Source organism: Crossiella sp. CA-258035 (genome assembly GCF_030064675.1).
In the GTDB taxonomy this organism is placed as follows: domain Bacteria; phylum Actinomycetota; class Actinomycetes; order Mycobacteriales; family Pseudonocardiaceae; genus Crossiella.
Map to the genome: position 1 here is coordinate 8,239,835 of NZ_CP116413.1, position 25,103 is coordinate 8,264,937.

24 protein-coding genes are annotated in these 25,103 nt (G+C 72.3%); 13 read left to right on the forward strand and 11 right to left on the reverse strand.

Annotated features, from left to right (window positions below):
* The first annotated feature begins 28 nt into the window (after positions 1-28).
* Positions 29-742: an ESX secretion-associated protein EspG gene (locus N8J89_RS37165; RefSeq protein ID WP_283661599.1), complete on the forward strand. Its 714-nt coding sequence runs from the start codon at positions 29-31 to the stop codon at positions 740-742.
* A complete protein-coding gene (locus N8J89_RS37170) occupies positions 739-1,836 on the forward strand; it encodes a pentapeptide repeat-containing protein (RefSeq protein ID WP_283661600.1) in 1,098 nt (365 codons plus the stop codon). Before N8J89_RS37165 ends, N8J89_RS37170 begins: the two co-directional genes overlap by 4 nt.
* Here N8J89_RS37170 and N8J89_RS37175 read toward each other — a convergent pair.
* Both N8J89_RS37175 and N8J89_RS37180 read right to left on the reverse strand, forming a co-directional pair.
* Positions 1,789-3,816 (reverse strand): thioredoxin domain-containing protein, encoded by a 2,028-nt coding sequence (locus N8J89_RS37175; protein WP_283661601.1) that lies wholly within the window; start codon positions 3,814-3,816, stop codon positions 1,789-1,791. The genes N8J89_RS37170 and N8J89_RS37175 overlap by 48 nt on opposite strands.
* 30 nt (positions 3,817-3,846) lie before the next feature.
* Positions 3,847-5,337, reverse strand: a complete 1,491-nt coding sequence (locus N8J89_RS37180; RefSeq protein WP_283661602.1) for a PucR family transcriptional regulator — start codon at positions 5,335-5,337, stop codon at positions 3,847-3,849.
* Positions 5,338-5,426: 89 nt separating this feature from the next.
* On the opposite strand from N8J89_RS37180, the gene N8J89_RS37185 reads away from it, so the two are divergent.
* Genes N8J89_RS37185 through N8J89_RS37215 form a run of 7 tightly spaced genes read left to right on the forward strand, consistent with a single transcriptional unit; the run spans position 5,427 to position 13,738 of the window.
* Positions 5,427-6,737 (forward strand): amino acid permease, encoded by a 1,311-nt coding sequence (locus N8J89_RS37185; protein WP_283661603.1) that lies wholly within the window; start codon positions 5,427-5,429, stop codon positions 6,735-6,737.
* Positions 6,734-8,074, forward strand: a complete 1,341-nt coding sequence (gene gabT, locus N8J89_RS37190; RefSeq protein WP_283661604.1) for a 4-aminobutyrate--2-oxoglutarate transaminase — start codon at positions 6,734-6,736, stop codon at positions 8,072-8,074. Before N8J89_RS37185 ends, gabT begins: the two co-directional genes overlap by 4 nt.
* 42 nt (positions 8,075-8,116) lie before the next feature.
* Positions 8,117-9,505 (forward strand): 3' terminal RNA ribose 2'-O-methyltransferase Hen1, encoded by a 1,389-nt coding sequence (locus N8J89_RS37195; protein ID WP_283661605.1) that lies wholly within the window; start codon positions 8,117-8,119, stop codon positions 9,503-9,505.
* Entirely contained in the window at positions 9,502-12,039 is a 2,538-nt protein-coding gene (locus N8J89_RS37200) for a polynucleotide kinase-phosphatase (protein ID WP_283661606.1), read from the forward strand. Before N8J89_RS37195 ends, N8J89_RS37200 begins: the two co-directional genes overlap by 4 nt.
* Entirely contained in the window at positions 12,036-12,728 is a 693-nt protein-coding gene (locus N8J89_RS37205; RefSeq protein ID WP_283661607.1) for a nucleotidyltransferase domain-containing protein, read from the forward strand. The genes N8J89_RS37200 and N8J89_RS37205 overlap by 4 nt, the downstream gene beginning before the upstream one ends.
* Positions 12,725-13,492: a nucleotidyltransferase domain-containing protein gene (locus N8J89_RS37210; RefSeq protein WP_283661608.1), complete on the forward strand. Its 768-nt coding sequence runs from the start codon at positions 12,725-12,727 to the stop codon at positions 13,490-13,492. The genes N8J89_RS37205 and N8J89_RS37210 overlap by 4 nt, the downstream gene beginning before the upstream one ends.
* A gap of 36 nt (positions 13,493-13,528) precedes the next feature.
* Complete coding sequence (locus tag N8J89_RS37215; protein ID WP_283661609.1) at positions 13,529-13,738, forward strand: DUF4287 domain-containing protein; 210 nt, start codon at positions 13,529-13,531, stop codon at positions 13,736-13,738.
* Between the two features lie 4 nt (positions 13,739-13,742).
* Here the strand turns inward: N8J89_RS37215 and N8J89_RS37220 are convergent, their stop codons facing one another.
* Together N8J89_RS37220 and mca are read right to left on the reverse strand one after the other, a co-directional pair.
* Positions 13,743-14,096, reverse strand: coding sequence for a hypothetical protein (locus tag N8J89_RS37220; RefSeq protein WP_283661610.1), 354 nt, complete (start codon positions 14,094-14,096; stop codon positions 13,743-13,745).
* Positions 14,093-14,974, reverse strand: coding sequence for a mycothiol conjugate amidase Mca (gene mca, locus N8J89_RS37225; protein ID WP_283661611.1), 882 nt, complete (start codon positions 14,972-14,974; stop codon positions 14,093-14,095). The genes N8J89_RS37220 and mca overlap by 4 nt, the downstream gene beginning before the upstream one ends.
* A gap of 127 nt (positions 14,975-15,101) precedes the next feature.
* Here mca and N8J89_RS37230 point away from each other — a divergent pair, with 127 nt between their 5' ends.
* Together N8J89_RS37230 and greA are read left to right on the forward strand one after the other, a co-directional pair.
* A complete protein-coding gene (locus N8J89_RS37230) occupies positions 15,102-15,539 on the forward strand; it encodes a DUF4307 domain-containing protein (protein ID WP_283661612.1) in 438 nt (145 codons plus the stop codon).
* 178 nt (positions 15,540-15,717) lie between these two features.
* Positions 15,718-16,203, forward strand: a complete 486-nt coding sequence (greA, locus tag N8J89_RS37235) for a transcription elongation factor GreA (protein WP_374213078.1) — start codon at positions 15,718-15,720, stop codon at positions 16,201-16,203.
* A gap of 50 nt (positions 16,204-16,253) precedes the next feature.
* On the opposite strand, the gene N8J89_RS37240 is transcribed toward greA, so the two are convergent.
* The 3 genes from N8J89_RS37240 to N8J89_RS37250 are packed head-to-tail and all read right to left on the reverse strand — an operon-like array spanning position 16,254 to position 17,995.
* On the reverse strand, positions 16,254-17,084 hold the full coding sequence (locus tag N8J89_RS37240) for a CPBP family intramembrane glutamic endopeptidase (protein WP_283661613.1): 831 nt from the start codon (positions 17,082-17,084) through the stop codon (positions 16,254-16,256).
* A complete protein-coding gene (locus N8J89_RS37245; protein WP_283661614.1) occupies positions 17,084-17,431 on the reverse strand; it encodes a hypothetical protein in 348 nt (115 codons plus the stop codon). Before N8J89_RS37245 ends, N8J89_RS37240 begins: the two co-directional genes overlap by 1 nt.
* Before the next feature lie 15 nt (positions 17,432-17,446).
* On the reverse strand, positions 17,447-17,995 hold the full coding sequence (locus tag N8J89_RS37250; RefSeq protein WP_283661615.1) for an Lrp/AsnC family transcriptional regulator: 549 nt from the start codon (positions 17,993-17,995) through the stop codon (positions 17,447-17,449).
* 136 nt (positions 17,996-18,131) lie between these two features.
* Here N8J89_RS37250 and hppD point away from each other — a divergent pair, with 136 nt between their 5' ends.
* Positions 18,132-19,292 (forward strand): 4-hydroxyphenylpyruvate dioxygenase, encoded by a 1,161-nt coding sequence (hppD, locus tag N8J89_RS37255; RefSeq protein WP_283666345.1) that lies wholly within the window; start codon positions 18,132-18,134, stop codon positions 19,290-19,292.
* A 114-nt stretch (positions 19,293-19,406) separates the two neighbouring features.
* Positions 19,407-19,649, forward strand: a complete 243-nt coding sequence (locus tag N8J89_RS37260; RefSeq protein WP_283661616.1) for a hypothetical protein — start codon at positions 19,407-19,409, stop codon at positions 19,647-19,649.
* Here N8J89_RS37260 and N8J89_RS37265 read toward each other — a convergent pair whose 3' ends face one another.
* The 4 genes from N8J89_RS37265 to N8J89_RS37280 form a co-directional block, all read right to left on the reverse strand.
* Positions 19,650-20,957 carry an erythromycin esterase family protein gene (locus N8J89_RS37265; protein WP_283661617.1) on the reverse strand — a complete coding sequence of 436 codons (1,308 nt, stop codon included), beginning with the start codon at positions 20,955-20,957 and terminating at the stop codon, positions 19,650-19,652.
* An 87-nt stretch (positions 20,958-21,044) separates the two neighbouring features.
* Positions 21,045-22,184 (reverse strand): cystathionine gamma-synthase, encoded by a 1,140-nt coding sequence (locus N8J89_RS37270; RefSeq protein WP_283661618.1) that lies wholly within the window; start codon positions 22,182-22,184, stop codon positions 21,045-21,047.
* Between the two features lie 88 nt (positions 22,185-22,272).
* The gene (locus N8J89_RS37275; RefSeq protein WP_283661619.1) at positions 22,273-23,394 is read right to left on the reverse strand and encodes a hypothetical protein; all 1,122 of its coding nucleotides are present in this window, start codon (positions 23,392-23,394) and stop codon (positions 22,273-22,275) included.
* Positions 23,395-23,485: 91 nt separating this feature from the next.
* Positions 23,486-24,856 (reverse strand): cystathionine beta-synthase, encoded by a 1,371-nt coding sequence (locus tag N8J89_RS37280; RefSeq protein ID WP_283661620.1) that lies wholly within the window; start codon positions 24,854-24,856, stop codon positions 23,486-23,488.
* Positions 24,857-25,103 lie beyond the last annotated feature (247 nt).

A 25,103-nucleotide genomic window follows, 5' to 3' on the forward strand; every position in this document is an offset into this window, starting at 1 on the left:
GTACCTGTGCCGAGAACCGTTGTCCCGCTTGGGTTTCAGCACGCTGTGGCAGGCCGTGCACGGGGACCGGCCGCAGCCGGTGGTGCTGGACCTGGCGCCGGAGACCGGCGACTACCCCGACCGGGCCGCCTGCCTGCGGCGGGGGCTGGACGAGTTGTCCGCCAAGGGATACCGGGACCAGCGGCGGATCGCCGAGGACGTGCTGGCGCTCATCCGGCTGCTGGCCGAGCACAGCCGGTCGCTGGACCTGCGGCTCATCGGCCGGGGCGGCTGGGTGCGCGCGCTGGCCGCGGCCGGCGGGGCGGAGCAGGCCGGGCTGGCGGTGCTCTCCCCCGAGGGGCTGACCCTGCGGTCGGTGCGGGACACCGGGCTGGCCGCGGCATTGGTGGCCGAGCTGCCGGAGCACCCGCGCGGCACGCTGCGCCAGCTGTCCGTGCCCACCGCGCAGCTGCGCGCGGCCACCGTGGGCGGCCCCGATCCCTGGGAGCGGCCGCTGTCCAAGGCGGACCGCGGTGTGCTGGCCCCGCTGGTGACCGATCCGGTGGTGCGCCGGGCGCAGATCGGCGGCACGGTGCGGGAGCGCTGGGGCACGCCGCGGCGCGTCGAACGGCAGCTGCTGGTCAACGACGGGCAGCGGCACGGCCGGCACCTGGTCTACGCCACCGGCACGCACACCACGCTGGTCAGGGCCGATGCCAGGCTGCTGGTGCGCAGCGCGGGGGAACTGCTGGACCGGCGATGAGCGGGCGGCGCTGGCGCGGGGAGCGGTTGCCGCTGGCGGTGCTCGGCGTGGCCTTCCTGCCACTGGCCGGCACGGTGGCCTGGCTGCTGGCCAGCGGCCAGGAGATCGGCCAGAGCGCGATGCTGGCGGGCACGGCGCTGGTCAGCGCGGTGCTGGCCGGGTACACCGCGTGGCTGGCCGACCGGCGCAGGCGGGTGGAGGAGGAACGCGGGCAGCTGGAGCGGGAGAAGGCGGAGACCGAGCGACAGCGGCAGGCGCTGGAGCTCCAGCGGCACGAGCTGGACCAGCTCAAGCACGAGCGCGACCTGCAGCGGGTGGCCGACGAGGGCTTCGTGGGCACCGTGGAGCTGCTGGGTCACGCGGCCGCCCAGGTGCGGGTCGGCGCGCTGTACGCGCTGGCCGGGATCGCCGCGGCGCGACCGGCCATGGCGCAGCAGGTCGTCGACATCGTGTGCGTCTTCCTCCGGCAGGCGATCCCGGCGCAGGAGCCGGGGGCGCGGCACCTGCGCAGGGAGGCGCAGAAGGTGCTGGACCGGGTGTTGCGGGCGCACCAGGGCAGGCCGGTGCTGCTGGACCTGTCCGACACCACGCTGCACGGGCTGGCGCTGACCGAGGTGACCCTGGCCGGTCTGGACCTCAGCGGCGCGGTGCTGGAGGGGCCGTGCACCCTGCGCGGGGTGCGGGTGCTGGGCAAGCTCGTGCTCAGCGACGCGGTCTTCCACGGGCCCGCGCACTTCGAGCGGGCCGGCATGGGCGAGCTGACCGCGGACCGCACCCGGTTCCGGCAGACCGCGGGGTTCGCCGCGATCGTGGTGCGGGACAAGGTGAAGCTGGCCCAGGCCAGGTTCGAGCGGGCCGCCGAATTCGGCCAGGCGGCCTTCGGCGGGGCGGTGCACTGCATGGCCGTCTTCGCCGACCGGGCCGACTTCGCCGGCTGCCGGTTCGGCGGGCTGGTCAGCCTGACCGGCTCGCGGTTCGCCAGCCCGCCGGACTTCGGCGGCGCCACCTTCGCGGCGCCGCCGAGGCTGGAGGAGGGGCCGGGCGGCTCAGGGCTGGACGGCGCGGCGGATGGCGCTGGTCAGCTCCACCACTGAGGTGACCGGGCGCTCGCACACGTAGCCGCGGCAGACGTACCCGGCCGCGGTGCCGTTGACCAGTGGGCGGCCGGTGAGCAGCGGGACGCCGGGCTCGTCCGGCTCGCCGCCGATGAGCACCGCGCCGGCGGGCAGGGCGGCGCGGGCGGCGGCCAGCAGTTCCCAGCGGCGGTTGTCCGCGCCGGAGCTGACCACGGCGACCTGCACCGGGCCGTGCTGGGCCGCCTCGGCCACGGCCAGCCACCAACCCGCGAACCGGGGTGCGCGGGCGGCCAGCACCCCGGCGCGGCTCAGCGCGCTCTCCGCGGCCACGCGGTAGGTGCTCGCGCGGTCCGAGCCGGTCAGCACGGAGGCGGTGAGCAGGGCGCCGGCCAGGGCCGCGGCGCCGCTGGGGGTGGCGTTGTCGGAGATGTCGCTGGGGCGGCGGACCAGTTTTTCCGCGTCGGCGGCGGTGTCGAAGAAGACGCCGGGGTGGTCCGGGTCGGCGAACTGGGCCAGGGCGGTGTCCAGCAGGTCGGTGGCGTGCGCCAGCCAGCTGGGCTGACCGGTGACCTGGTGCAGCACCAGGAACGCCTCGGCGGTGTTGGCGTAGTCCTCCAGCACGCCGACTGCCTCACCCACCGCGCCCTCGCGGGAGCCGCGGCGCAGCCTGCCGTCCACCAGGTGCGTGCCCAGCAACAGGTCGGCGGCGAACACCGCCGCGTCGATCCACTGTGGACGGTCGAAGTAGGCGCCGCCCTCGGCCAGCGCGGCGATGGCCAGCGCGTTCCAGGCAGTGATCACCTTGTCGTCGCGGCCGGGCTGCGGACGGGTGGCGCGGGACTCGCGGAGTGCGGCGCGCACCCGCTGCCAGCGGGCCGGGTCGTCCGGGTCGGCGAGCAACTGGAGGGTGGACATGCCGTCCTCGAAGGTGCCGCTTTCGGTCACCCGCAACAGGTTCGCCGCCCAGGCGCCGTCCTCGGCGCCGAGCACCTCGGTCAGCTGGGCCGGGGTCCAGGCGTAGGTCAGGCCCTCCACGCCGTTGGTGTCGGCGTCCAGCGAGGAGGCGAAGCCGCCCTGCAGCGTGTGCAGGTCGGTGAGCAGGAACTCCGCGGTCTCCACCGCCACCCGCCTGGCCTGCGCGGAACCGGTGCGGCGGGCCAGGTGGGTGTAGACCCGCAGCAGCAAGGCGTTGTCGTACAACATCTTCTCGAAGTGCGGCACCACCCAGGCGGCGTCCACGCTGTAACGGGCGAAACCGCCGCCGAGCTGGTCGTACAGGCCACCGCGGGCCATCGCCTCGCAGGTGCGCTCGGCCAGCGAGAGCGCCTCAGTGGAGCCGGTGCGCTCGTGGTGGCGGAGCAGGAACTCCAGCACCATCGACGGCGGGAACTTCGGCGCGCCACCGAATCCGGCGTGCGTGTCGTCGAACTCCTGGGCCAGCGCGGTCACCGCGTGCGCCAGCACATCACCGTCCACAGTGGACTGTGGCAGCGGCCGGGCGGCCTCGGTCAGCTGGGCCACCACCGAGCGGGCCGCCTCGCGCACCTCCTCGCCGCGCTCGGTCCAGGCCTCCACCACCGCGGCCAGCAGCTGCTGGAAGGACGGGTAGCCGGGGCGCGGCTGCGGCGGGTAGTAGGTGCCGCAGTGGAACGGCTCGCCCTCCGGGGTGAGGAAGCAGGTCATCGGCCAGCCGCCGTGGCCGGTCATCGCCTGGGTGGCCTCCATGTAGACCGCGTCCACGTCCGGCCGCTCCTCGCGGTCGACCTTGACGTTGACGAACCCGGCGTTCATCAGCTCGGCGACCACCGGGTTCTCGAAGGACTCGTGCGCCATCACGTGGCACCAGTGGCAGGCGGCGTAGCCCACCGACAGCAGCACCGGCACGTTCCGGCGGCGGGCCTCGGCGAACGCCTCCTCGCCCCACGGCCACCAGTCCACCGGGTTGTCGGCGTGCTGGAGCAGGTACGGGCTGGTCGCCGCGGCCAGGCGGTTCGGCATGGGTGCGTCTCCCGAGCGTTGGTGGCGAGGTCAGTGCGGTTGGTGCAGGTGCAGGGCGAGCCAGAGCTCGGCGCGCACACCTGGCGAGTCCAGGTCCTTGTCCAGCAGGTCGGCCACCTTACGCATGCGGTTGCGCAGGGTGTGCCGGTGGACACCAAGCTGTTGCGCGGCCGGGTCCCACTGTCCATGGTGGCTCAGCCATACCCGCAGGGAGGTCAGCAAATCCCCGCGTCCGGTGGCATCGTGCGTGTTCAGCGGGCTGAGCAGGGCCGAGGCGAAGGCGACGCCCCGGCGGCCGTCCACCAGCGCGAGCAGGCCGGAGGCGGCCAGGTCGGCGAAATCCAGCACCAACTGGTCCTGGCGGCGGGCCGCGTCCACCGCGGCCAGCGCCTGCCGGTGCCCCTCGGCGACCTCGGTCACCGGCCCGGACACGCCCAGCCGGACCCCGGCCAGGCGGCCGGGCAGCGCGCGGCACCAGGCCAGCGGCTCACCCTCGGCGGCCAGCACCACCACCCGGTCCTCGACCTCGGCGAAGAAGCAGGGCTCGGCCACGCCCTGCGCGGACAGCAGGTCCACCGCGGCCGCGCGGGCCGGGGCCGGGCCGGTCAGCGCCAGCACCCGCAGCGGCGGCGCGGGCAGCGCGCCCCACAGCGGCCGGACCACCTCCGCGACGAGGTCCCGCTTTCCGGCCGCGAGCAGCGTGAACAGCCCGGCGCGCAACCGCCGGGCGGCCGCGTCCAGGCCGCCGGTCTGTTCCAGGGCCAGCGCGAGCAGCGAGGCGGCCGCGCCGAGCAGGTGCTGCTCGGCCGGGGTCCACACCCGCGTGCTGCCCAGCAGCAGGAAGGCCCTGGTGCGACGGCCCGCGCCGAGGGCCTGCGCGGTGATCCACTCGCCGGGCGCCTGCGCGGTGACCGCGGCCGGTGGCCGGGCCGCGCGCAGCCGGTCCAGCAGCCCGGCCGCCTCGGCGACCCGGCCCCTGGCACTGGCCGGGGCGGCCCGCAGCGGTTCGCCGGCCACGTCCAGCAGCACCACCCAGGCGTCCAGCTCGCGGGCCAGCCGGCGCAGCACCGCGCCCAGCCCGTCCACCCCGGTGGCGGCCCCGGCCAGGGCTTGCAGCGCCCCGCTCATCCGGGTGGCCTCGGCGTAGGAGTCGGCCGCGACCGCCCGGCTGACCGCCTTGGTGACCGCGATGAACGGGGTGTCCCGGGGCACCTCCAGCAGCGGGAAGTCCCTGGCCCGCGCGGCTTTCACCAGCTCGGCAGGCACCCGCTGGTGGCTCAGCCCGGTGCCGAAGGCCAGCCCGGCCGCGCCCGCGGCGGCCAGCCGGTCCAGGTAGGCCCGCCAGGCAGGCCGGGCCAGCCCGGTGGTCAGCAGCAGCTCGCCACCCTCCAGGAACGGCGTCGGGTCGGCCAGCTCGCTGACGTGCGCCCAGGGCAGCGGCCGGTCCAGCCCCCGCGCACCGGCCAGCAACCGGAGACCCAGCTCGGGCAGCTCCAGCAGCGCGCGCACGGTCAGCGGCACCCGTACCTCGACAAAGTGGTGTGGTGAGAACTCCAAAGTAGCCACTTCGTCGACTTCCCGCCGGATGTGTCCGCGCCCACACTCGGCCCATGGCCACCCTCGCGCGCACGCTCCAGCAGCGGCACCTGTCGATGATCGCGATCGCCGGGGTGATCGGCGCCGGGCTGTTCGTCGGCTCCGGCGCGGCCATCGCCAAGGCCGGTCCCGGCGTGCTGATCTCCTACGCGGTGGCCGGGCTGCTGGTCGTGCTGGTGATGCGGATGCTGGGCGAGCTGGCCGTGGCCAACCCGGAGACCGGCTCCTTCTCCAGCTACGCCGACCGCGCGATCGGCCGCTGGGCCGGGTTCTCCATCGGCTGGCTGTACTGGTGGTTCTGGGTGGTCACCGTCGGCATCGAGGCCACCGCCGGGGCCGCGATCGTGCACCGCTGGCTACCGGCGATCCCGCAGTGGACCTGGGCGCTGGCGCTGATGGTGCTGCTCACCGCGACCAACCTGTTCTCGGTGCGCTCCTACGGCGAGTTCGAGTTCTGGTTCGCCTCCATCAAGGTCGCCGCGATCACGGTGTTCCTGCTGCTGGGCATCGCCGCCATCGCGGGCACCCTGCCCGGAGTGACCGCGCCCGGCACGGACAACCTCCTCGGCCACGGCGGGTTCTTCCCCAACGGGGCCGCGCCGGTGTTCTCCGCGATGCTGGTGGTGGTGTTCTCCTTCTTCGGCGCGGAGATCGCCACCGTGGCGGCCGGTGAGTCGGCGGACCCGCAACGGGCGGTGCGGCTCGCGGTGCGCTCCACGGTGTGGCGGATCCTGGTGTTCTACCTGGGTTCCATCGCGGTGGTGGTCACCCTGCTGCCCTACGACGACGCCAGCGTGGCCACCAGCCCGTACGTCGCGGTGCTGCAACGGATCGGGCTGCCCGCCGCGGCCACCGTGATGGACGTGGTGGTGCTGACCTCGGTGCTGTCCTGCCTCAACTCCGGCCTCTACACCGCCTCCAGGATGGCCTTCTCGCTGTCCGGCCGCGGCGACGCGCCGAAGTCCTGGCAGCGCCTGAGCGCCAGCGGCTCGCCGCGCACCGCGGTGCTGGTCTCCACCGTGTTCGGCTTCGGCACCGTGGTGCTCAACTACTTCGCGCCGCAGGACGTGTTCACCTTCCTGGTCAACTCCTCCGGCGCGATCGCGATCCTGGTCTGGCTGGTGATCGCGGTGTCGCACCTGCGGATCCGGCAGTCCCGCGCGGTGCTGACCTGGCTGAGCATCGTGGCCATGGTGGTGCTGCTGGCAGGCATGCTGTTCGACTCCGGCGCCCGCCCGCAGCTGCTGGTCAGCCTCGGCGTCGCCGCGATCGTCCTGGCCGTTTCCCTTCTGCGCCAACGAAACTCGAGGAGCGTCCCGTCATGACCCGACAGGCCGGACCACCCCAGCAGCGCACGCTGGCCACCGCCCTGCCCGGACCGAGGTCCGCCGAACTGCTGGCGCGCAAGGAGAACGCGGTCGCCCCCGGCATCGGGGTGGCCGTGCCTGCCTTCGCCGCCGAGGCAGGCGGCGGGGTGCTGGTGGACGTGGACGGCAACTCGCTGATCGACCTGGCCTCCGGCATCGCGGTGACCGGGGTGGGCAACGCGGACCCGGTGGTGGTCGCGGCGGTGGCCGAGCAGGCCGCCCGGTTCACCCACACCTGCGCGATGATCAACCCGTACGAGAGCTACGTCGAGGTGTGCGAGCGGCTCAACGAGCTGACCCCCGGCGGGTTCGACAAGCGCTCGGCGCTGTTCAACTCCGGCGCGGAGGCGGTGGAGAACGCGGTCAAGATCGTCCGCTATGCCACCGGCCGGTCCGCGGTAGTGGTCTTCGACCACGCCTACCACGGCCGCACCAACCTGACCATGGCGCTGACCGCGAAGAACATGCCGTACAAGCAGGGTTTCGGCCCGTTCGCGCCCGAGGTGTACCGGGTGCCGATGTCGTATCCGTTCCGCGACGGCCTCAGCGGCCCGGCGGCCGCGGCCAGGGCGATCGAGACGATCGAGGCCCAGGTCGGCGGCCAGAACGTGGCCGCGGTGCTGATCGAACCGATTCAGGGCGAGGGCGGGTTCGTGGTCCCCGCACCGGGTTTCCTGCCCGCGCTCTCGGCCTGGTGCGCGGACTCCGGCGCGCTGTTCGTGGCCGATGAGATCCAGACCGGCTTCTGCCGCACCGGCGACTGGTTCGCCGTCGACCACGAGCAGGTGGTGCCCGACCTGGTCACCACCGCCAAGGGCATCGCGGGCGGCCTGCCACTGGCCGCGGTCACCGGCCGCGCCGAGGTGATGTCCGCGGTGCACCCCGGCGGCCTCGGCGGCACCTACGGCGGCAACCCCCTGGCCTGCGCCGCCGCCCTGGCCACCATGGACCGCATGCGCGAGCTGGACCTGGCCGCCGCAGCCCGCCGGATCGAGTCCCTGGCCGGCACCCGGCTGCGCGCGCTGGCCGCCACCACCCCCGCCATCGGCGAGGTCCGCGGCCGGGGCGCGATGCTGGCGATCGAGTTCGTGGGCGAGGGCAACGAGCCGGACGCGGCACTGACCAAGCGGGTCACCGCGGACTGCCACGCGGCCGGGGTGATCGTGCTCACCTGCGGCACCTACGGCAACGTCATCCGGCTGCTGCCGCCGTTGGTGATCGGCGAGGACCTGCTCGCCGAAGGGCTCGACGTGCTGGAGACCGCGATCCGGGACGCGGGTTCAGAAGGGGCTTAAAGCGGGAGCGGGGATCAGCGCGAGCGGGAATACTCCCCGTTCGTGCTGTTCACCCTGACCACGACCCACCGGCCAGCGACCGACCTCGGCTTCCTGCTGCACAAGCACCCAGGCAAGGTGCAGACCTTCGAGGTCGCCGCGGGGACCGCGCACGTGTTCTACCCACAGGCGGAAGAGCATCAGTGCACGGTCGGTCTGCTGCTGGAGCTCGACCCGATCGAGCTGGTGCGGCGGGGACGGGAGAACACCGCGTTCAGCCTTGGCCGCTACGTCAACGACCGGCCGTACGTGGCCTCCTCGATGCTCGCGGTGGCGCTGGGCAAGGTGTTCCGCACCGCGCTGGGCGGGCGTTGCGAGTCGCGCCCGGAGCTGGCCGCCACGCCGATCCCGCTGGCCATCCACCTGCCCGCGGTGCCCTGCCACGGTCCGGCGGACCTGGTGACGCGGCTGTTCGAGCCGCTGGGCTGGACGGTGGACGCGCGGCCGATCCCGATGACCGGCTGGGGTGACTCGCCGTACCTGGACCTGCGGCTGACCGGCACGCTGCGGCTGGCCGAGGCGCTCAACCACCTCTACGTGCTGCTGCCGGTGCTGGACAACGCCAAGCACTACTGGGTCTCCGAGGACGAGGTGGAGAAGCTGCTGCGGGCCGGGGACACCTGGCTGGCCGAGCACCCGGAGCGGGACCTGGTCAGCCGCCGCTACCTGCGGCACCACCGGGGGCTGGTGACCGCCGCGCTGACCAGGCTGGCCGAGGCCGACGACACCGAGCCCGCGGAGCTGGACAACGCGTTGCAGGAGGCCGTGGTGCCCAGCGAGCCGCTCGCGGTGGCCCGCAGGCACACGATCCTGGCGCTGCTCAAGGAGATCGGCGCGCGGCAGGTGGTCGACCTGGGCTGCGGTGGTGGCGCGCTGCTGCGGGAGTTGTTGCGGGACTTGCACTTCACCCGGATCCTCGGGGTGGACGTCTCCGCGCGGGCGCTGGCCGGTGCCGAGCGGCGGCTCCAGCTGGACCGGATGTCCGAGCACGTCGCGGACCGGCTCACCCTGCGCCAGTCCGCGCTGACCTATGTGGACGGTGAGCTGCGCGGCTTCGACGCGGCGGTGCTGATGGAGGTCGTCGAGCACGTGGACCCGCCGCGGCTGCCCGCGCTGGCCCGCGCGGTCTTCGGCGGCGCCGCCCCCGGCGCGGTGCTGGTGACCACGCCGAACGCGGAGTACAACGTGCGCTTCCCCGGCTTGCCCGCCGGGCAGTTCCGGCACCCGGACCACCGCTTCGAGTGGACCCGCGCCGAGTTCCGGGCCTGGGCCCAGGAGGTCGCCCAGCGCTACGGCTACGCGGTGGAGTTCCGGCCGGTCGGACCGGATGACCCCGAAGTGGGACCGCCGACCCAGCTCGCTCTCTTCCGCCGCACGGAGGTTGCCCGATGACCGCACTGTCCATTCCGGACAAGTCGCTGGTGCTGCTCGTCGGCGTCTCCGGCTCCGGCAAGTCCAGCTTCGCCGCCAAGCACTTCACGCCGACCCAGGTGCTCTCCAGCGACTTCTTCCGCGGCCTGGTCAGCGATGACGAGAACAACCAGGAGGCCACCGCGGCGGCCTTCGACGCGCTCCAGTACGTGGCGGGCAAACGGCTGGCCGCCGGACTGCTCACCGTGGTCGACGCGACCAACGTGCAGCAGACCTCGCGCGCCTCGCTGATCGCGCTGGCCAAGCAGCACCACGTGCTGCCGGTGGCGATCGTGCTGGACGTGCCGGAATCGGTGTGCGTGCAGCGCAACGCGGCCCGCCGGGACCGCCAGTTCGGCGCGGAGGTGATCGCCCGGCAGAAGTCGCAGCTGCGCCGCTCGCAGAAGCACCTGGTGCGCGAGGGCCTGCGCAAGGTGCACACCCTGCACGGTCAGGAGGAGATCGACGCGGCCACCATCGTGGTGGAGCCGCTGATCAACGACCGCACCGGGCTGACCGGGCCGTTCGACGTGATCGGCGATGTGCACGGCTGCCGGGGCGAGCTGGAGTCGCTGCTCGCCGAGCTGGGCTGGGACCTGGAGTGGGAGAACGGGAAGGCCGTCGGCGCCAGCCACCCGGAGGGCCGGACCGCGGTGTTCGTCGGCGACCTGGTCGACCGCGGCCCGGACACCCCCGGCGTGCTGCGGCTGGTGATGAACATGGTCGAGGCGGGCACCGCGATCTGCGTGTGCGGCAACCACGAGCAGAAGCTGCACCGGGCGCTGACCGGCCGCAAGGTCACCGTCTCGCACGGGCTCGCCGAGTCCCTGGACCAGCTGGCCGGGCAGCCCGAGGAGTTCCGGCAGCGGGTGGCGGAGTTCTGCTACGGCCTGGTCTCGCACTACCTGCTCGACGGCGGCAACCTGGTCGTCGCGCACGCCGGGCTGCCGGAACGCTTCCACGGCCGCGCCTCCGGCCGGGTGCGCAGCTTCGCGCTCTACGGCGACACCACCGGCGAGACCGACGAGTACGGGCTGCCGGTGCGCTACCCGTGGGCCAACGACTACCGCGGCCGGGCCATGGTGCTCTACGGGCACACGCCCACGCCCGAGGTGGAGTGGATCAACAACACGATGTGCCTGGACACCGGCGCGGTGTTCGGCAACAAGCTCACCGCCCTGCGCTATCCGGAGCGCGAAGTGGTCTCGGTGCCCTCGAAGAAGGTCTGGTACGAGCCGACAAAACCGCTCGTCCCGCCCGCGCCGCCGGAGCGCGAGGCCGGGCTGCTGGAGCTCGCCGACGTGGCCGGCAAGCGGGTGGTGGAGACCGGTGAGCTGCACGGGCGGGTCACGGTGACCGCCGAGCACGCCGCGGCCGCGCTGGAGGTGATGAGCCGGTTCGCGCTGGACCCGCGCTGGCTGCTGTACCTGCCGCCGACCATGGCCCCGGTGAACACCTCGGCCCTGCCGGAGCTGCTGGAGCACCCGGCCGAGGCCTTCGCCGCCTACCGGGCCGACGGGGTGCGCGAGCTGCTGTGCGAGGAGAAGCACATGGGCTCGCGCGCGGTGGTGCTGGTCTGCCGCGACGAGCAGACCGCGCTGAAACGCTTCGGCGTGGCCGGACCGGGTGTGATCCACACCCGCACCGGGCGGGCGTTCTTCGCCGACGACCGCGGCGAGCAGCTGCTCGCCGGGGTCAGCGAGGCGGTCACCGCGGCCGGGCTGTGGGCCGAGCTGGACACCGACTGGCTGCTGCTGGACGCCGAGCTGCTGCCGTGGAGCGCCAAGGCCGGCGGGCTGATCCGCGAGCAGTACGCCGCGGTCGGCGCGGCCGCCACCGCCGCGCTGCCAGCGGCCGCGGACGTGTTGCGGCAGGCCGCTGGACGCGGGCTGGAGGTGGCGGAGCTGTTGGCGCGCACCGAGTCCCGGCTGGCCAACGCCACCGCGTTCGAGGCCGTGCACCAGCGCTACTGCTGGCCCACCGAGGACCTCGACGGCATCCGGCTGGCCCCGTTCCAGCTGCTCGCCTCCGAAGGCCGCAACCACGCGCGCACCGCGCGCGCCTGGCACCTGGCGCAGGCTGACAAGATGATCTCGGCGGCGCCCGGACTGTTCACCGCCACCCGCACCATCGCGGTGGATGCCGAGGACCCGGAGTCGGTCGCCAGGGCCGTCGCGTGGTGGGAGGAGCTCACCGCCGCCGGGGGCGAGGGCATGGTGGTCAAACCGGCGGCGAACCTGAGCCGGGGGAAGCGAGGACTGGTGCAGCCGGGTTTGAAGGTGCGTGGCCGGGAGTACCTGCGGCTGGTCTACGGACCGGACTACACCGAGCCGGCCAACCTGAAGCGGGTGCGCCAGCGCAAGATCGCCGGCAAGCGGTCGATGGCGCTGCGCGAGTACGCCGTCGGCATGGCAGGCCTGGACCGGCTGGCCGCGGGGGAACCGCTGTGGCGGGTGCACGAGTGCGTGTTCGCGGTGCTCGCGCTGGAGTCCGAGCCGGTGGACCCGCGGCTGTGATCGTCCTGGACCTGGTGCGAGAGCACACGATCCTGTCCACGGTGGTCGGCTCGCGGGCCTACGGGCTGGCCGGGCCGGACTCCGACCTGGACCGGCGCGGGGTCTACGTCGCGCCGACCGAGCTGTTCTGGGGCCTGGTGAAGCCGCCGGACAGCGTGGAGGGCCCGGAGCCGGAGCGGCTGAGCTGGGAGGTCGAGCACTTCTGCCTGCTCGCGCTCAAGGCCAACCCGAGCGTGCTGGACGTGCTGGCCTCCGGGCAGGTCGAGCAGTGCGGCACGGCGGGCGCGGAGCTGCGCGAGTTGCTGCCCGCGTTCCTGTCGCTGCGCGCGGTGAAGACCTTCCGCAAGGCCACCGAGCAGCAGTTCATCCGCGCCCAGGCCAGCATGGCCGAGGGCGGGGACCCCAAGTGGAAGCAGGTGATGCACGGCCTGCGGCTGCTGCTGGTCTGCGAGCACCTGGTGCGCACCGGCGAGCTGAGCATCGACGCCGCGCCGTTCCGGGACGAGTTGCTGGAGATCAAGTCCGGGGCCAGGGACTGGGAGTCGGTGCGCACCAGGGTGATCGGGGCGCAGGCCGACATCGAGCTGGCCGAGGCGGACAGCCCGCTGCCGCCGATGCCGGATCGGGCCGCGGTGGAACGCTGGCTGGTCTCGGTGCGTCGACGGTCCGTGGAAGGAGAGTTGACGTGAGCTTGCAAGACCTGGACACCACCGTGCTGGCAGGTGTCGTCGCGGAACAGGACCGGCCGCTGGTGTTCGCCGCCGTCTCCGGCGCGCACCTCTACGGCTTCCCGTCCCAGGACTCCGACGTCGACCTGCGCGGGGTGCACCTGCTGGCCACCAGCGAGCTGGCCGGGCTGCGCTACGGGCCGGAGACGGTGGAGCGGATGTGGCAGCACGAGGGGACCGAGCTGGACCTGGTCACCCACGACATCGCCAAGTTCGCCCGGCTGCTGCTGCGCCCCAACGGCTACGTGGCCGAGCAGCTGCTCTCCCCGCTGGTGGTGCACACCACGCAGGCGCACCAGGAGCTGATCGCGCTCGCGCCGGGCTTCCTGACCAGCAGGCACGCCCACCACTACCGCGGTTTCGCCAAGACCCAGTGGCGGCTGTTCGAGCGCAACGGCGAGCTGAAACCGCTGCTCTACACCTTCCGCGCGCTGCTGACCGGGGTGCACCTGATGCGCACCGGGGCGGTGCTGGCCCACCTGCCCACGCTGATCGAGGAGCAGGGCGGTCCTGGCTACCTGAAGGAGCTGATCGCGGCCAAGGTCGAGGGCGAGCACCGGCCGCTGGACTCGGTGCCGGGCGCGCCGGACGCGGAGACGCTGGCCGCGGACCTGCTCAGCTGGCTGGAGTGGCTGGACGTGGCGGAGAACGGCTCGGCGCTGCCCCAGGAACCCTCGGTGCACGAGGAGATGCACCAGCTGGTGCTGCGGCTGCGGCCGAACTAGCTTTCCAGCACCCGCACGCACCAGGTAGGAGACGTCATGACCGCCGCCAAGGGCCCGGCCAGCTACTTCCCCTCGATCGAGGCCAAGTACGGCCGTCCGATCAGCGAGTGGCAGGAGCTCATCCGGGCCGCCGGGCCGACCAAGCACGGCGAGCTGGTCACCTGGCTCAAGCAGGAGCACGGCCTCGGGCACGGGCATGCCAACGCCCTGGTCGCGCACACCCTGGCCGAGGACCGCGGCAAGTGAGCCGCTAGGCCTCCGGCTGGGCCGCCTTGGCCACCGGCTTGCCGGCCGGCCCAGCCACCGCGGCGGCTTCCGGACCGGCCGCCGCCTCATCCTCGGGCTCGGCGGCGGGCTTTTCCCCTGCCGTCGTGCCCTCGGCCGGGGCGTCCTTGTCGAAGCTCTGCGGCAGCTTGCGCAGGTGCTTGTTCATCGAGCGCACCAGGAAGCCCACCGCGATGAAGAACAGGATCAGCAGGACCAGCCCCACCGGGCTGGACTTGCCGAAGTCCTCGCCGCGGCCGCCGGGCTCTTCCGGCTTCTTCGGCTGGGCCACCACGAGAGCGGTCGTCTCGTGGTGGCCAACCGTGTCGAGCAAAGTCATGTACGCACCTGGGTCAGGACGCCGGCGAACAGGTCGTCCTCCGGCAACGTGGTGTCGACCAGCGAGCGGGCCAACTCGTACTCCTCGGTGGGCCACACCTCCCGCTGGAGGTCCAGGGGAACCGCGAACCACCTGCTGGTCGGGTCGATCTGGGTGGCGTGCGCCTTCAGCGCCTCGTCCCGGACCTCAAAGTACTCCCCGCACGCCACCTGGGTCGTCACCCGCTCCATCACATCGGGCTTGTCGTTGTCCCAGTGCTTGAGCCACTCCTCGTACGGCGACTCCAGCCCGCGCGCGAGCAGGGTGTCGTGGAAGGTCAGCAGCTTCTTCCTGGAGAACCCGTGCGAGTAGTACAGCTTCAGCGGCTGCCAGGGCTCGCCGGCCTCCGGGAAGCGGTCCGGGTCGCCCGCGGCCTCGAACGCGGCCACCGAGACCTCGTGGCAGCGGATGTGGTCCGGGTGCGGGTAGCCGCCGTTCTCGTCGTAGGTGATCATCACGTGCGGCCGGAACTCGCGCACGATCTTGACCAGCTCCGCGGTGGACTCCTCCAGCGGCACCAGGGCGAAGCAGCCCTCGGGCAGCGGCGGCAGCGGGTCGCCCTCCGGCAGGCCGGAGTCGACGTAGGGCAGCCAGCGGTGCTGGACCTTGAGGATCTCCGCCGCCCGTGCCATCTCCTCGCGGCGCACTGCGGCGAGGTTGTTCACCACTTCCGGCCGGTCCATCGCCGGGTTCAGGATGCTGCCACGTTCGCCCCCGGTGCAGGTCACGACCATGACCTCATGCCCGTCGGCCACCAGTTTCGCGGTGGTGGCGGCACCCTTGCTCGACTCGTCGTCGGGGTGGGCGTGCACCGTCATCAGGCGCAGCTTCTCTGCCATGGATGTTCCTGGTCCTCTCGTCAGCCCGGCGCGACCCCCAGTCGGCGCGGTCATGGATACTCAACGCGGGCGTTGCCGCCCATTGTTCCCTGCGGGTACGACAAAGACGGCCGGGAGGTCCGCGTCCATGGGTGAGCGTCCGCTACCGGAGGGCCGCTACGGCCGGTCCTCCGATCGAAGGACACCCCAACGGGTGCGGATCGCACTGCTGGTGGCCGGTGTGCTGGTGGGCGGGGTGCTGGCTTTTGTCGGATACCGCAACCTCGGCACGACGCCGATCGAGGGCAAGCAGACCGCCTACGAGATCCTCGGCAACGACGCGGTGAAGATCAGCTTCGAGGTGGCCCGCGACCAGCCGGAACGGCCAGCGGTGTGCATCGTGCGGGCCCGGTCCAAGGACGGCGACGAGGTCGGCAGGCGAGAGGTGCTGATCCCGCCCAGTGAGAGCACGGTGATCGAGTCCGCCGTGATCAAGACCTCACGTCCGGCGATCACCGGAGTCGTGTTCGGGTGCTCCTACCAGGTGCCGGAGTACTTGTCGAGCACCACGCGGCCAAGCGGGTGAACTGCACCTGCCAGCGGTCCTCGCCAGCCGCAATTTCCACCCGTTGAACACGTAACCGTGTTACCCTCGCCTGACAGCACGGCCCCGGTGTGGGCCGTGTTTTTCCGTTTCCTGGTGCAGCCTGCCAGGAGCGACCAGCCCACAGCCGTGGGCCTGGAGGAGACGAGGAGTGGTGACCGTGGCCGAGACCGTGACCTGGCTGACCCAGGATGCTTTCGACCGGCTCAAGCACGAGTTGGACGATCTCATTGCCAACCGCCCGGTCATCGCCGCGGAGATCAACGCCCGCCGTGAGGAGGGCGACCTCCGGGAGAACGGTGGCTACCACGCCGCGCGCGAGGAGCAGGGCAAGCAGGAGGGGCGGATCCGTCAGCTCCAGGAGCTGTTGCGCCAGGCCAAGGTGGGTGAGGCGCCCACCGAGTCGGGCATCGCCCAGCCGGGCATGGTGGTCACCATCCGCTACGACGGCGATGACGAGAAGGAGACCTTCCTGCTCGCCACCCGCGAGGAGGGCTCACACGGGGACCTCGAGGTCTACTCGCCGAGCTCCCCGCTGGGCGCGGCGCTGCTGGAGGCCAAGGTGGGCGAGACCCGCGAGTACGCCACGCCCAACGGCCGCACCATGAAGGTCACCCTGCTGGACGCGGTGCCGTACCAGAGCTGAGCGCACGCGAGAACGGGCCCGGGAGCGCTTCCCGGGCCCGTTCCGCTGTGTCAGAGCAGCCAGAGCAGGCTGAGGTGGTTCATCGCGGCGTGCAGCGCGATGACCGCCCACAGGTTCCGGAACCGGCTCCACAGGTAGCCCGCGACCAGCCCGAACGCGCCCTGGATGGCGATCACCGCGGCCAGCGCGTAGCCGGGGTCGCCGAGCACCGGCAGCCGGGTGGGCAGGTGCATCAGCGCGAACAGCAGCGCACTGGCCAGGATGGCCGGCCAGCGGCCGAGCAGCAGCTCCAGCCGGGTCTGCAGGAGCCAGCGGTAGAAGACCTCCTCGCCGACGCTCGCGGTGAGGAAGACCAGCAGGACCCCGATCGCCAGCCGCAGCGGGTCGCCGCGCTCCAGGTCCTCCGGCACCCCGAAGGTGCCGTGGTAGAGCAGCAGGAAGCCGGCCATCGCGGGCAGCGGCCCCAGCCAGCGCCACCGCGCGGGCGGCCGGGACACCGGCACCCGGACGCCGCCGGTGAGCGCCAGCGCGGTCAGCGGCAGCGCGAAGAACAGCACCAGCTTGGCCACCCAGCCCAGGCTCTGCGCCTGGCCCAGCGCGACCAGCACGGCAAAAACCGCCGGGGTGATCAGCGACACACCCACCAGCAGCCAACTCTGGCGGGTCAGCCGGGCCCGGTCGGGCGGCTCGACGCGCTCCAGCGGGATCGGCGAGACCCGGCTGGCCACGATCATCGCCACCGCCGCGGTCAGCGCGGTGCCCAGCACGGACACCCCGATCGTGCCCTCGGCGGCCACCGGCACCACCGGGTGCCCGCTCAGGATCAGCCACAGGGCGCAGCCGGCGAAGACCGCCCAGCCCGCCACCACCACGAGGCGCATCAGTCGACCGGGCACAGCCAGCTGACCGGCACGGTCACCGACTCCATGGTCGGCCTGCTCACCAGCGCCCCGGTCGCGGCGTCCACCAGCACCCCCTGGACCAGGTACGCCACCCCCGGCGGCAGGCCCATCCGCTGGGCCTGCTCCGGCGGCAGCGGCAGGCTGACGTTGTGCCGGTCGGCCACCCGCACGCCGGTCACCGCGGGCTCCTCACCAAGCACCGCGCCGGTGCCGGTGACGGTCAGCTCGAACTCGTCAGGGCCGCTGAACAGCCAGGCCAGCGTGCCGTGGTTGTGCCGGGGCTGGACGCGGTAGGTCGCCCCCACCTCGACCTCGTGCGCATGCATGGATCAAGGATCCCATCAGTCCGTACCGACCAATCGTTCCAGCAACGGGCGCACCCTGGGCGGCACCGGGGTGGACAGCGCGATCGAGGTGGAGGTGCGCTGCACGCCCTCCACGTCGACCACCTCGTCGATCACCCGTTGCAGGTCGTCGTTGTCCCTGGCCACCATGCGCACCAGCAGGTCGCCCTGGCCGGTGGTGGCGTGCACCTCGCACACCTCGTCGATCGCGGCCAGGTGCGCGGTCACCTCGCCGCGGTGCCCCTGGGCGATCTCCAGCACGGCGAAGGCGGTCAGGCCGTAGCCCATCGCGGCCAGGTCCAGCGCGGGCGGGAAGCCGCCGAGCACGCCCCGGCGCACCAGCCGGTCCAGCCGGGCCTGCACGGTGCCGCGGGCCACGCCCAGCCGCCGCGAGCACTCCAGCACGCCCAGCCTCGGCTCGTCGGTGAGCAACAGCAGCAGCTTGGCATCCAGCGCGTCCAGCGCCTCGTCGTCGGTGGGAAGCAGGTCACACCTCCTGGTCAGTCTGCTCAACCTGATCGAGGAATCGGCAGTGGTACTGAGCATTTTGCCCAGTGGATTTCCTGAGTGTTGCACATCTTGTCACGCGACCTCATGCTGCGGTCACCGAATTGACCTGCGGGGCACTGGAGGAAACGTGACCGAGACGATCAGCCACGGCCCGGACAAGACCATCGACGACGTGAGCTTCGACCAGCTCCGTCAGCTCGTCGGCCTGGTCGACTACGACGAGAGCCGCGACCCGTTCCCGGTGAAGTCGATGGACGCGGTGGTCTTCGTGGTCGGCAACGCGACCCAGACCGCGCTGTTCTACCAGTGGGCGTTCGGCATGGAGCAGATCGCCTACTCCGGCCCGGAGACCGGCAACCGGGACCACAAGTCCTACGTGCTCAAGTCCGGCTCGGCCCGCTTCGTGATCACCGGCGGGGTCCGCCCGGACAGCCCGCTGCTGGACCACCACCGCGCGCACGGCGACGGGGTCACCGACCTCGCGCTGGAGGTCGCCGACGTGGACAAGTGCATCGAGTGGGCCCGGCAGCAGGGCGCGACCGTGCTGACCGAGCCGCACGACGTCTCCGACGAGCACGGCACCGTGCGGATGGCCGCGATCGCCGCCTACGGCCAGACCCGGCACACCCTGATCGACCGCACCCGCTACTCCGGTGTCTACCTGCCCGGCTACCAGCCGAAGAAGGGCGCCTACGTCAAGCCGGAGGGCGCGCCCAAGCGGGTCTTCCAGGCGGTGGACCACTGCGTGGGCAACGTCGAGCTGGGCCGGATGGACTACTGGGTCGAGTTCTACAACCGGGTCATGGGCTTTGTGAACATGGCCGAGTTCATCGGCGACGACATCGCCACCGACTACTCCGCGCTGATGAGCAAGGTGGTGGCCAACGGCAACCACCGGGTCAAGTTCCCGCTCAACGAGCCCGCGGTGGCCGCGCGCAAGTCCCAGATCGACGAGTACCTGGAGTTCTACGGCGGCCCCGGCGTGCAGCACATCGCGTTGGCCACCAACGACATCCTGGCCACCGTCGACCACATGCGGGCCGCCGGCGTGGAGTTCCTGGAGACCCCGGACTCCTACTACGACGACCCCGAGCTGCGGGCCAGGATCGGCAACGTGCGGGTGCCGATCGAGGAGCTGAAGAGGCGCAAGATCCTGGTGGACCGGGACGAGGACGGCTACCTGCTGCAGATCTTCACCAAGCCGACCGGCGACCGGCCCACGGTGTTCTTCGAGATGATCGAGCGGCACGGCTCGCTCGGCTTCGGCAAGGGCAACTTCAAGGCGCTGTTCGAGGCCATCGAGCGCGAGCAGGAGCGCCGCGGCAACCTGTGACGGGCTGAACCAACGCGCCGGGCGGGCCGTTCACCGGGTAGTGATCCGGGGAACGGCCCGCCCGGTTTCGCGGGGTTCGGTAGGCTGGCACCAGTCTTGGCCTGGAGGTGGCGGATGGCACGTGTGCGCAGCAGTGGCGCGTTGCCGCTGGCGGTCGCGCTCAGCACCGCCGCGCTGCTGACCGGGGCCGCGGTGTTCACCGTGGTGCGGGTCAGCTGCCACGACCCCGGCCAGTACGTCCAGCACAACGGCATCGTCGAGCTGATCGGCGGCTGTGTGGAGCGGGACGACCTGCCGGTGGGCCCGAAGCAGCCCGAACCGGCCAAGCCGGAGCAGCAGGCTCCCCCCGGCGTGTGATCACCGCCGTGGTTCGGCCGCCCGCACCTGGTGCAGGTGGATGAGCACGTCGTAGGAGCGCGCCAGCGCGACCGCGTGGTTCTCCTGGGGGAAGACGGTGCCGATGCCGCGGGTGGGCCGGGCGCCGGCGAGCCAGGCACGGGCGGCGGGCGGCGCGGTCCGCAGGTCGAGGTAGAAGTCCCGGTGCCGGACCCGGTCCAGGGTGTGCTCGTTCATGCCGGGCTCGGCCGCGCCCACGCTGAACTTCCGCCAGGCAGCGCCGAGGCCGCCGTCGGTGGACAGGAACGAGCCCCGGTCGAAGGTGAAGCCGACCGGCAGGTAGCCCGCGCCGAGCTCATCGCGCAGGAAGGCCCCCTGCGACTTGGGGTAGGCCGCCGGGTTGTCCGCGATGTGGGCGACGTGGCTGTTGTGCGCCGAGACCAGCACCTTGTGCCCGGTCTGCCGCTGCCACCAGAGCACGTTCCGCGCCATCACCTCGTCCCGGAAGCGCTGGTACTGGGCCATCCCCGCCGGGTCGCCGAGGTCAAGGGTGAGGAAGTGCGCGGTCTCGGCGATGGAGCGGGCGTTCTGCACCGCCAGCTCGAACTCCGGGCCGCGGCGGGGCAGCCCGCTGATCCGGTCCAGCGCCTGCCGGGCCCGCTCGGCCTGCCGCCTGCGCTCCTCCACCGGCTTGCGCAGGTAGGCGAAGACGTCGTCCAGCGGGCGCAGGCCGGTGTAGTACTCGGCGAGCTCGGGCAGGTACCCGGTCACCCGGTCGAAGAACTCGTCGCCGACCCTGGGCGCGCCGAGGTCGTCGCCGACGAAGTGCACGGTGCGGCCGGGGTTGCGGCGGTTGTGCTCGCGCATCCACTCGATGAGGCTGACGAACTCCTCGCGGTCCCACGGTGACCCGCTCAGCGTCTCCTTGACGATGGCCCTGGCCTCGCCCCTGCCGGACTGCAGGAACTCGTTGATCCTGAGCCCGGCCGGCCAGCTCAGCTCCAGCGCGAAGGCCCGGAAACCCTTCTCCGCCACCAGGTAGCGGAAGACCCGCTCCTTCATGGCGAAGAACTCGTGCGAGCCGTGGGTGGCCTCGCCCAGGCCGACCACGGAGGCATCGCCGATCATCCGGCCCAGCGCGCGCAGGTCGGCGGTGCCGCGACCGGGTTCGGTGGCGCGCAACGGGTGCGCGGCCTGTTCCAGCGCCCGGACCGGGTCCCGCTGGGGCGGGCTCGCCTGGGCCGCGACGGGAGCGAGCAGGGCTCCCGTCGCGACCACGGCGGTGGCGAGCAGGGCCCGCCTGGTGAGGTGCATTCGCTGACTTGCCATGGCTGTAGATCCTGGTCAGCGCCCGGAAGCCGCACACTGGTGTGCGCTGCCGAGGTCATCCGGGGGCAGGCCCCACCTCCGGACGGCTCAGCCCAGCGCTTGCAGCAGGTCGGCGACCAGGTCCGCGCCGTCCTCGATGCCCACCGACACCCGCACCAGGTCCGAGGGGACCTGCAACAGCGAGCCCGCGGTGCTGGCGTGCGTCATCTTGCCGGGGTGCTCGATCAGCGACTCCACCCCGCCGAGGGACTCGGCCAGGGTGAACAGCCTGGTCCTGGCGCACACGTCCAGCGCGGCCTGCTCGCCACCGGTGACGGTGAAGGAGACCATGCCGCCGAAGCGGCGCATCTGCTTGGCCGCCACGTGGTGGCCGGGGTGGTCGCTCAGGCCCGGGTAGAGCACCGCGCCGACCTTGGGGTGGTCGAGCAGGGCCTGGGTGACCAGCTCGGCGTTGTCGCTGTGCTTCTCCATCCGGACCGCGAGGGTCTTCAGCCCGCGCAGGGTCAGCCAGGCGTCGAACGGGCCGGGCACCGCGCCCGCGCCGTTCTGGATGAAGGCGAACTTCTCGGCCAGCTCGTCGTCGTCGGTGACCAGCGCGCCGCCGACCACGTCGGAGTGGCCGCCGATGTACTTGGTGGTGGAGTGCAGCACCACGTCGGCGCCGAACTCCAGCGGGTTCTGCAGGTACGGCGAGGCGAAGGTGTTGTCCACCACCAGCTTCGCGCCCGCGGTCTGCGCCAGGCTGGCCAGCGCGGCGATGTCGGCGATGTTGAGCAGCGGGTTGGTGGGCGTCTCCACCCAGATCACCTTGGTGCTGGGCCGGATCGCCGCGCGCACCGCGTCCACATCGGACAGCGGGACGGGGGTGTGCTCGATGCCCCACTGGGAGAGCACCTTGTCCACCAGGCGGAAGGTGCCGCCGTAGGCGTCGTCCGGGATGACCAGGTGGTCGCCGGGGCGCAGCACCGAGCGGAGCACCGCGTCGGTGGCGGACATGCCGGAGGCGAACGCCCGCGCGTGCCTGCCGCCCTCCAGCGAGGCCAGGCAGGTCTCCAGCGCGGTCCGGGTGGGGTTCCCGGTGCGGGAGTACTCATAGCCGCCGCGCAGCCCGCCGACGCCGTCCTGGGCGTAGGTGGAGGTGGCGTGGATCGGCACGATGACCGACCCGGTGGTGGGGTCGGGTTCCTGGCCGGCGTGAATGGCCCTGGTCGCGAAGCCGTCGTTCATGGGGCCGAGCCTACGTGCTCGGTAAACGATCAGCCCCCGGCCTTGTCGGGCCGGGGGCTGAAGTTTCGCTTACAGCTTGCGCGGTGGCTCAGTAGCCGGGGTAACCGCCGCCACCCTGGCCGTAGGGCTGCTGCGGGTAGCCGCCCTGCTGCGGGCGCTGCGCCTGCTTGAGCTTCATGCCCGCCGTGGTCGACGGCAGCCACCAGACCACCAGGATGGTGACCCAGAACAGCAGCGGCAGGATGCCCAGGATCCCGATCATGCCGATGCTGCCGAGCGAGACGAGGCCACCGAGCACACCGATACCGGCCAGCACGGTGATGGTGATCCGGGCCCAGTTGGCGCCCTGCGAGCCGGCCAGGAAGCCCAGCACGCCAACACCGGCGGCGATCAGCATGCCGATGATGACGGGCACGTAGAGCCCGGCGGTGGCGTAGCGCGAGGGGATGCCCGCCAGGTTGATCAGGCTGATGATGTTCAGGATCAGCACCAGACCGGTGATGCCGACCGTGACCCACATGGCCATCGGCAGCGTGTTGCTGCCGCCACCGGACTGGCCGTAGGGCTGCGCGCCGTAGCCCTGCTGCTGGCCACCCCAGCCCTGCTGCTGCTGGCCGTAGCCCTGCTGCGGCTGCTGGCCCCACTGCTGCTGGCCGGGCTGCTGCTGGGCCTGCTGGCCCCACTGCTGCTGCGGCTGCGGGCCGGTGCCCGGCTGCTGACCCCACTGCTGCTGGGGCTGGCCGCCGGTCTGCGGGTAGCCGGGCTGTGCCTGCTGCTGCTGGCCCCACTGCTGCTGGCCCGGCTGCGGCTGCTGGGGCTGCTGACCCCACTGCTGCTGCGGCTGCGCCTGCGGCCCGGTGGGCTGCTGGCCGCCCTGCTGGGCGAAGGACGGCGGGGTGTACTGCGGTGTCACCGGCGGCTGCTGGCCGGGCGGCACCACCTGGGTGGCATCCGGCGCCGGCGCGGCCGGGGTGGCACCCGGCTGGACCACCTGGGTGGCCTCCGGGTTGGCGGGCGCCGCTTGCTGCCCCGCAGAGGAGCCCAGCGCCGAGGAGATCACCTGGGTGGTGTCGGCGTGCGGCGTGTGCGTGGTCGTCGGCAGACCCTGCGCCGGAGATGGCGTCGGGTCGGCCGCGCCACTCTGCGGATCAGCCTGCGGCTGCCCACCCTGGCCCTGGTATGGCTGCTGGGGCGGCTGCGGAGCGCTCATCGGGTTCCTTACCCCCTTCGGGGTGGCTGGCCGTCGTGTGGTTGCGGCAACGCTATCGGATGCTCCGAACGGGCGTAGTCCCAACGCGGCATTATCTGCCGGCGAGAAAGCCCAACACGTCCTGCCGGGTGACGACACCGGCCGGTTTGCCGTCGATGAGCACCATCGCGCCGTCGGCGTCGGTGAGCGCCTTCATCGCGGTGCTGATCGTCTCACCAGCGCCGATGGTGGGCAGCGGCGGGGACATGTGCGTCTCCACCCGGTCGGCCAGCGCGGCCTTGCCCGCGAACAGCGCGTCCAGCAGGTCCTTCTCGTTGACCGCGCCGGCGACCTCGGCGGCCATCAGCGGCGGCTCGGCGTTGACCACCGGCATCTGGGACACGCCGAACTCGCGCAGCACCGAGATGGCGTCCGCGACGGTCTCGTTCGGGTGCACGTGCACCAGCTCGGGCAGGGTGCCGTCCTTGCGCCGCAGCACATCGCCCACCGAGGCGCTGCTGTGGTCGGCGGTGAGGAAGCCGTAGGAGGCCATCCAGGAGTCGTTGAAGACCTTGGACAGGTAGCCGCGGCCGCTGTCCGGCAGCAGCACGACCACCACGTCGTCCTCGGTCAGGCCCTCGGCGATCTTGAGCGCGGCCGCCGCGGCCATCCCGCAGGAACCGCCGACCAGCAGGCCCTCCTCGCGGGCCAGGCGGCGGGTGATGTCGAAGGAGTCCGCGTCGGAGACCTCGACGATCTCATCGCACACCGTGCGGTCGTAGGTGGTCGGCCAGAAGTCCTCGCCGACGCCCTCGACCAGGTACGGCCGCCCGGTGCCGCCGGAGTACACCGAACCGTGCGGGTCGGCGCCGATGATCTTGACCTTGCCGTCGGAGACGTCCTTGAGGTACCGGCCGGTGCCGGAGATGGTGCCGCCGGTGCCCACGCCGGCCACGAAGTGGGTGATCCGGCCGTCGGTCTGCTGCCACAGCTCGGGGCCGGTGGAGTGGTAGTGCGAGAGCGGGTTGTTCGGGTTGGCGTACTGGTTGGGCTTCCAGGCGCCGGGGATCTCGCTGACCAGGCGGTCGGAGACGTTGTAGTAGGAGTCCGGGTGCTCCGGCGCGACCGCGGTCGGGCAGACCACGACCTCGGCGCCGTAGGCCTTGAGCACGTTGCGCTTGTCCTCGCTGACCTTGTCCGGGCAGACGAACACGCAGCGGTAGCCCTTGCGCTGGGCGACCAGGGCCAGGCCGACGCCGGTGTTGCCCGAGGTCGGCTCCACGATGGTGCCGCCGGGCTTGAGCTCACCGGAGGCCTCGGCCGCCTCGATCATGCGCAGCGCGATGCGGTCCTTCACGCTGCCGCCGGGGTTCAGGTACTCGATCTTGGCCAGGACCAGCGGCTTCAGGCCGTCGGTCAGCGAGTTCAGCCTGACCAGCGGGGTGTTGCCGACCAGGTCCATCACGTGCTCGGCGTACTCCACCGCGCGGTCCTCCCAGTAGTTGAGACGTCCGGGTCAGCGTAGCCGCTCGGTCCGGGGCCTTTGCCTGGTACCGGCCGTCACACGGTGCGAGCGGCAAGGCGCCGCCGGTCGCGCCGTGGGGCGGTCGAGACCGGGTGAAGGCCCCGGACCGAGCGGCTCACCCCGGCCGTCACCCGATCGCTGTTACTCCGTGGCGCGTGCCACTCTTGGCGGCGGTCGGCCACCGCCCGGTCACGTATTCTTGGCC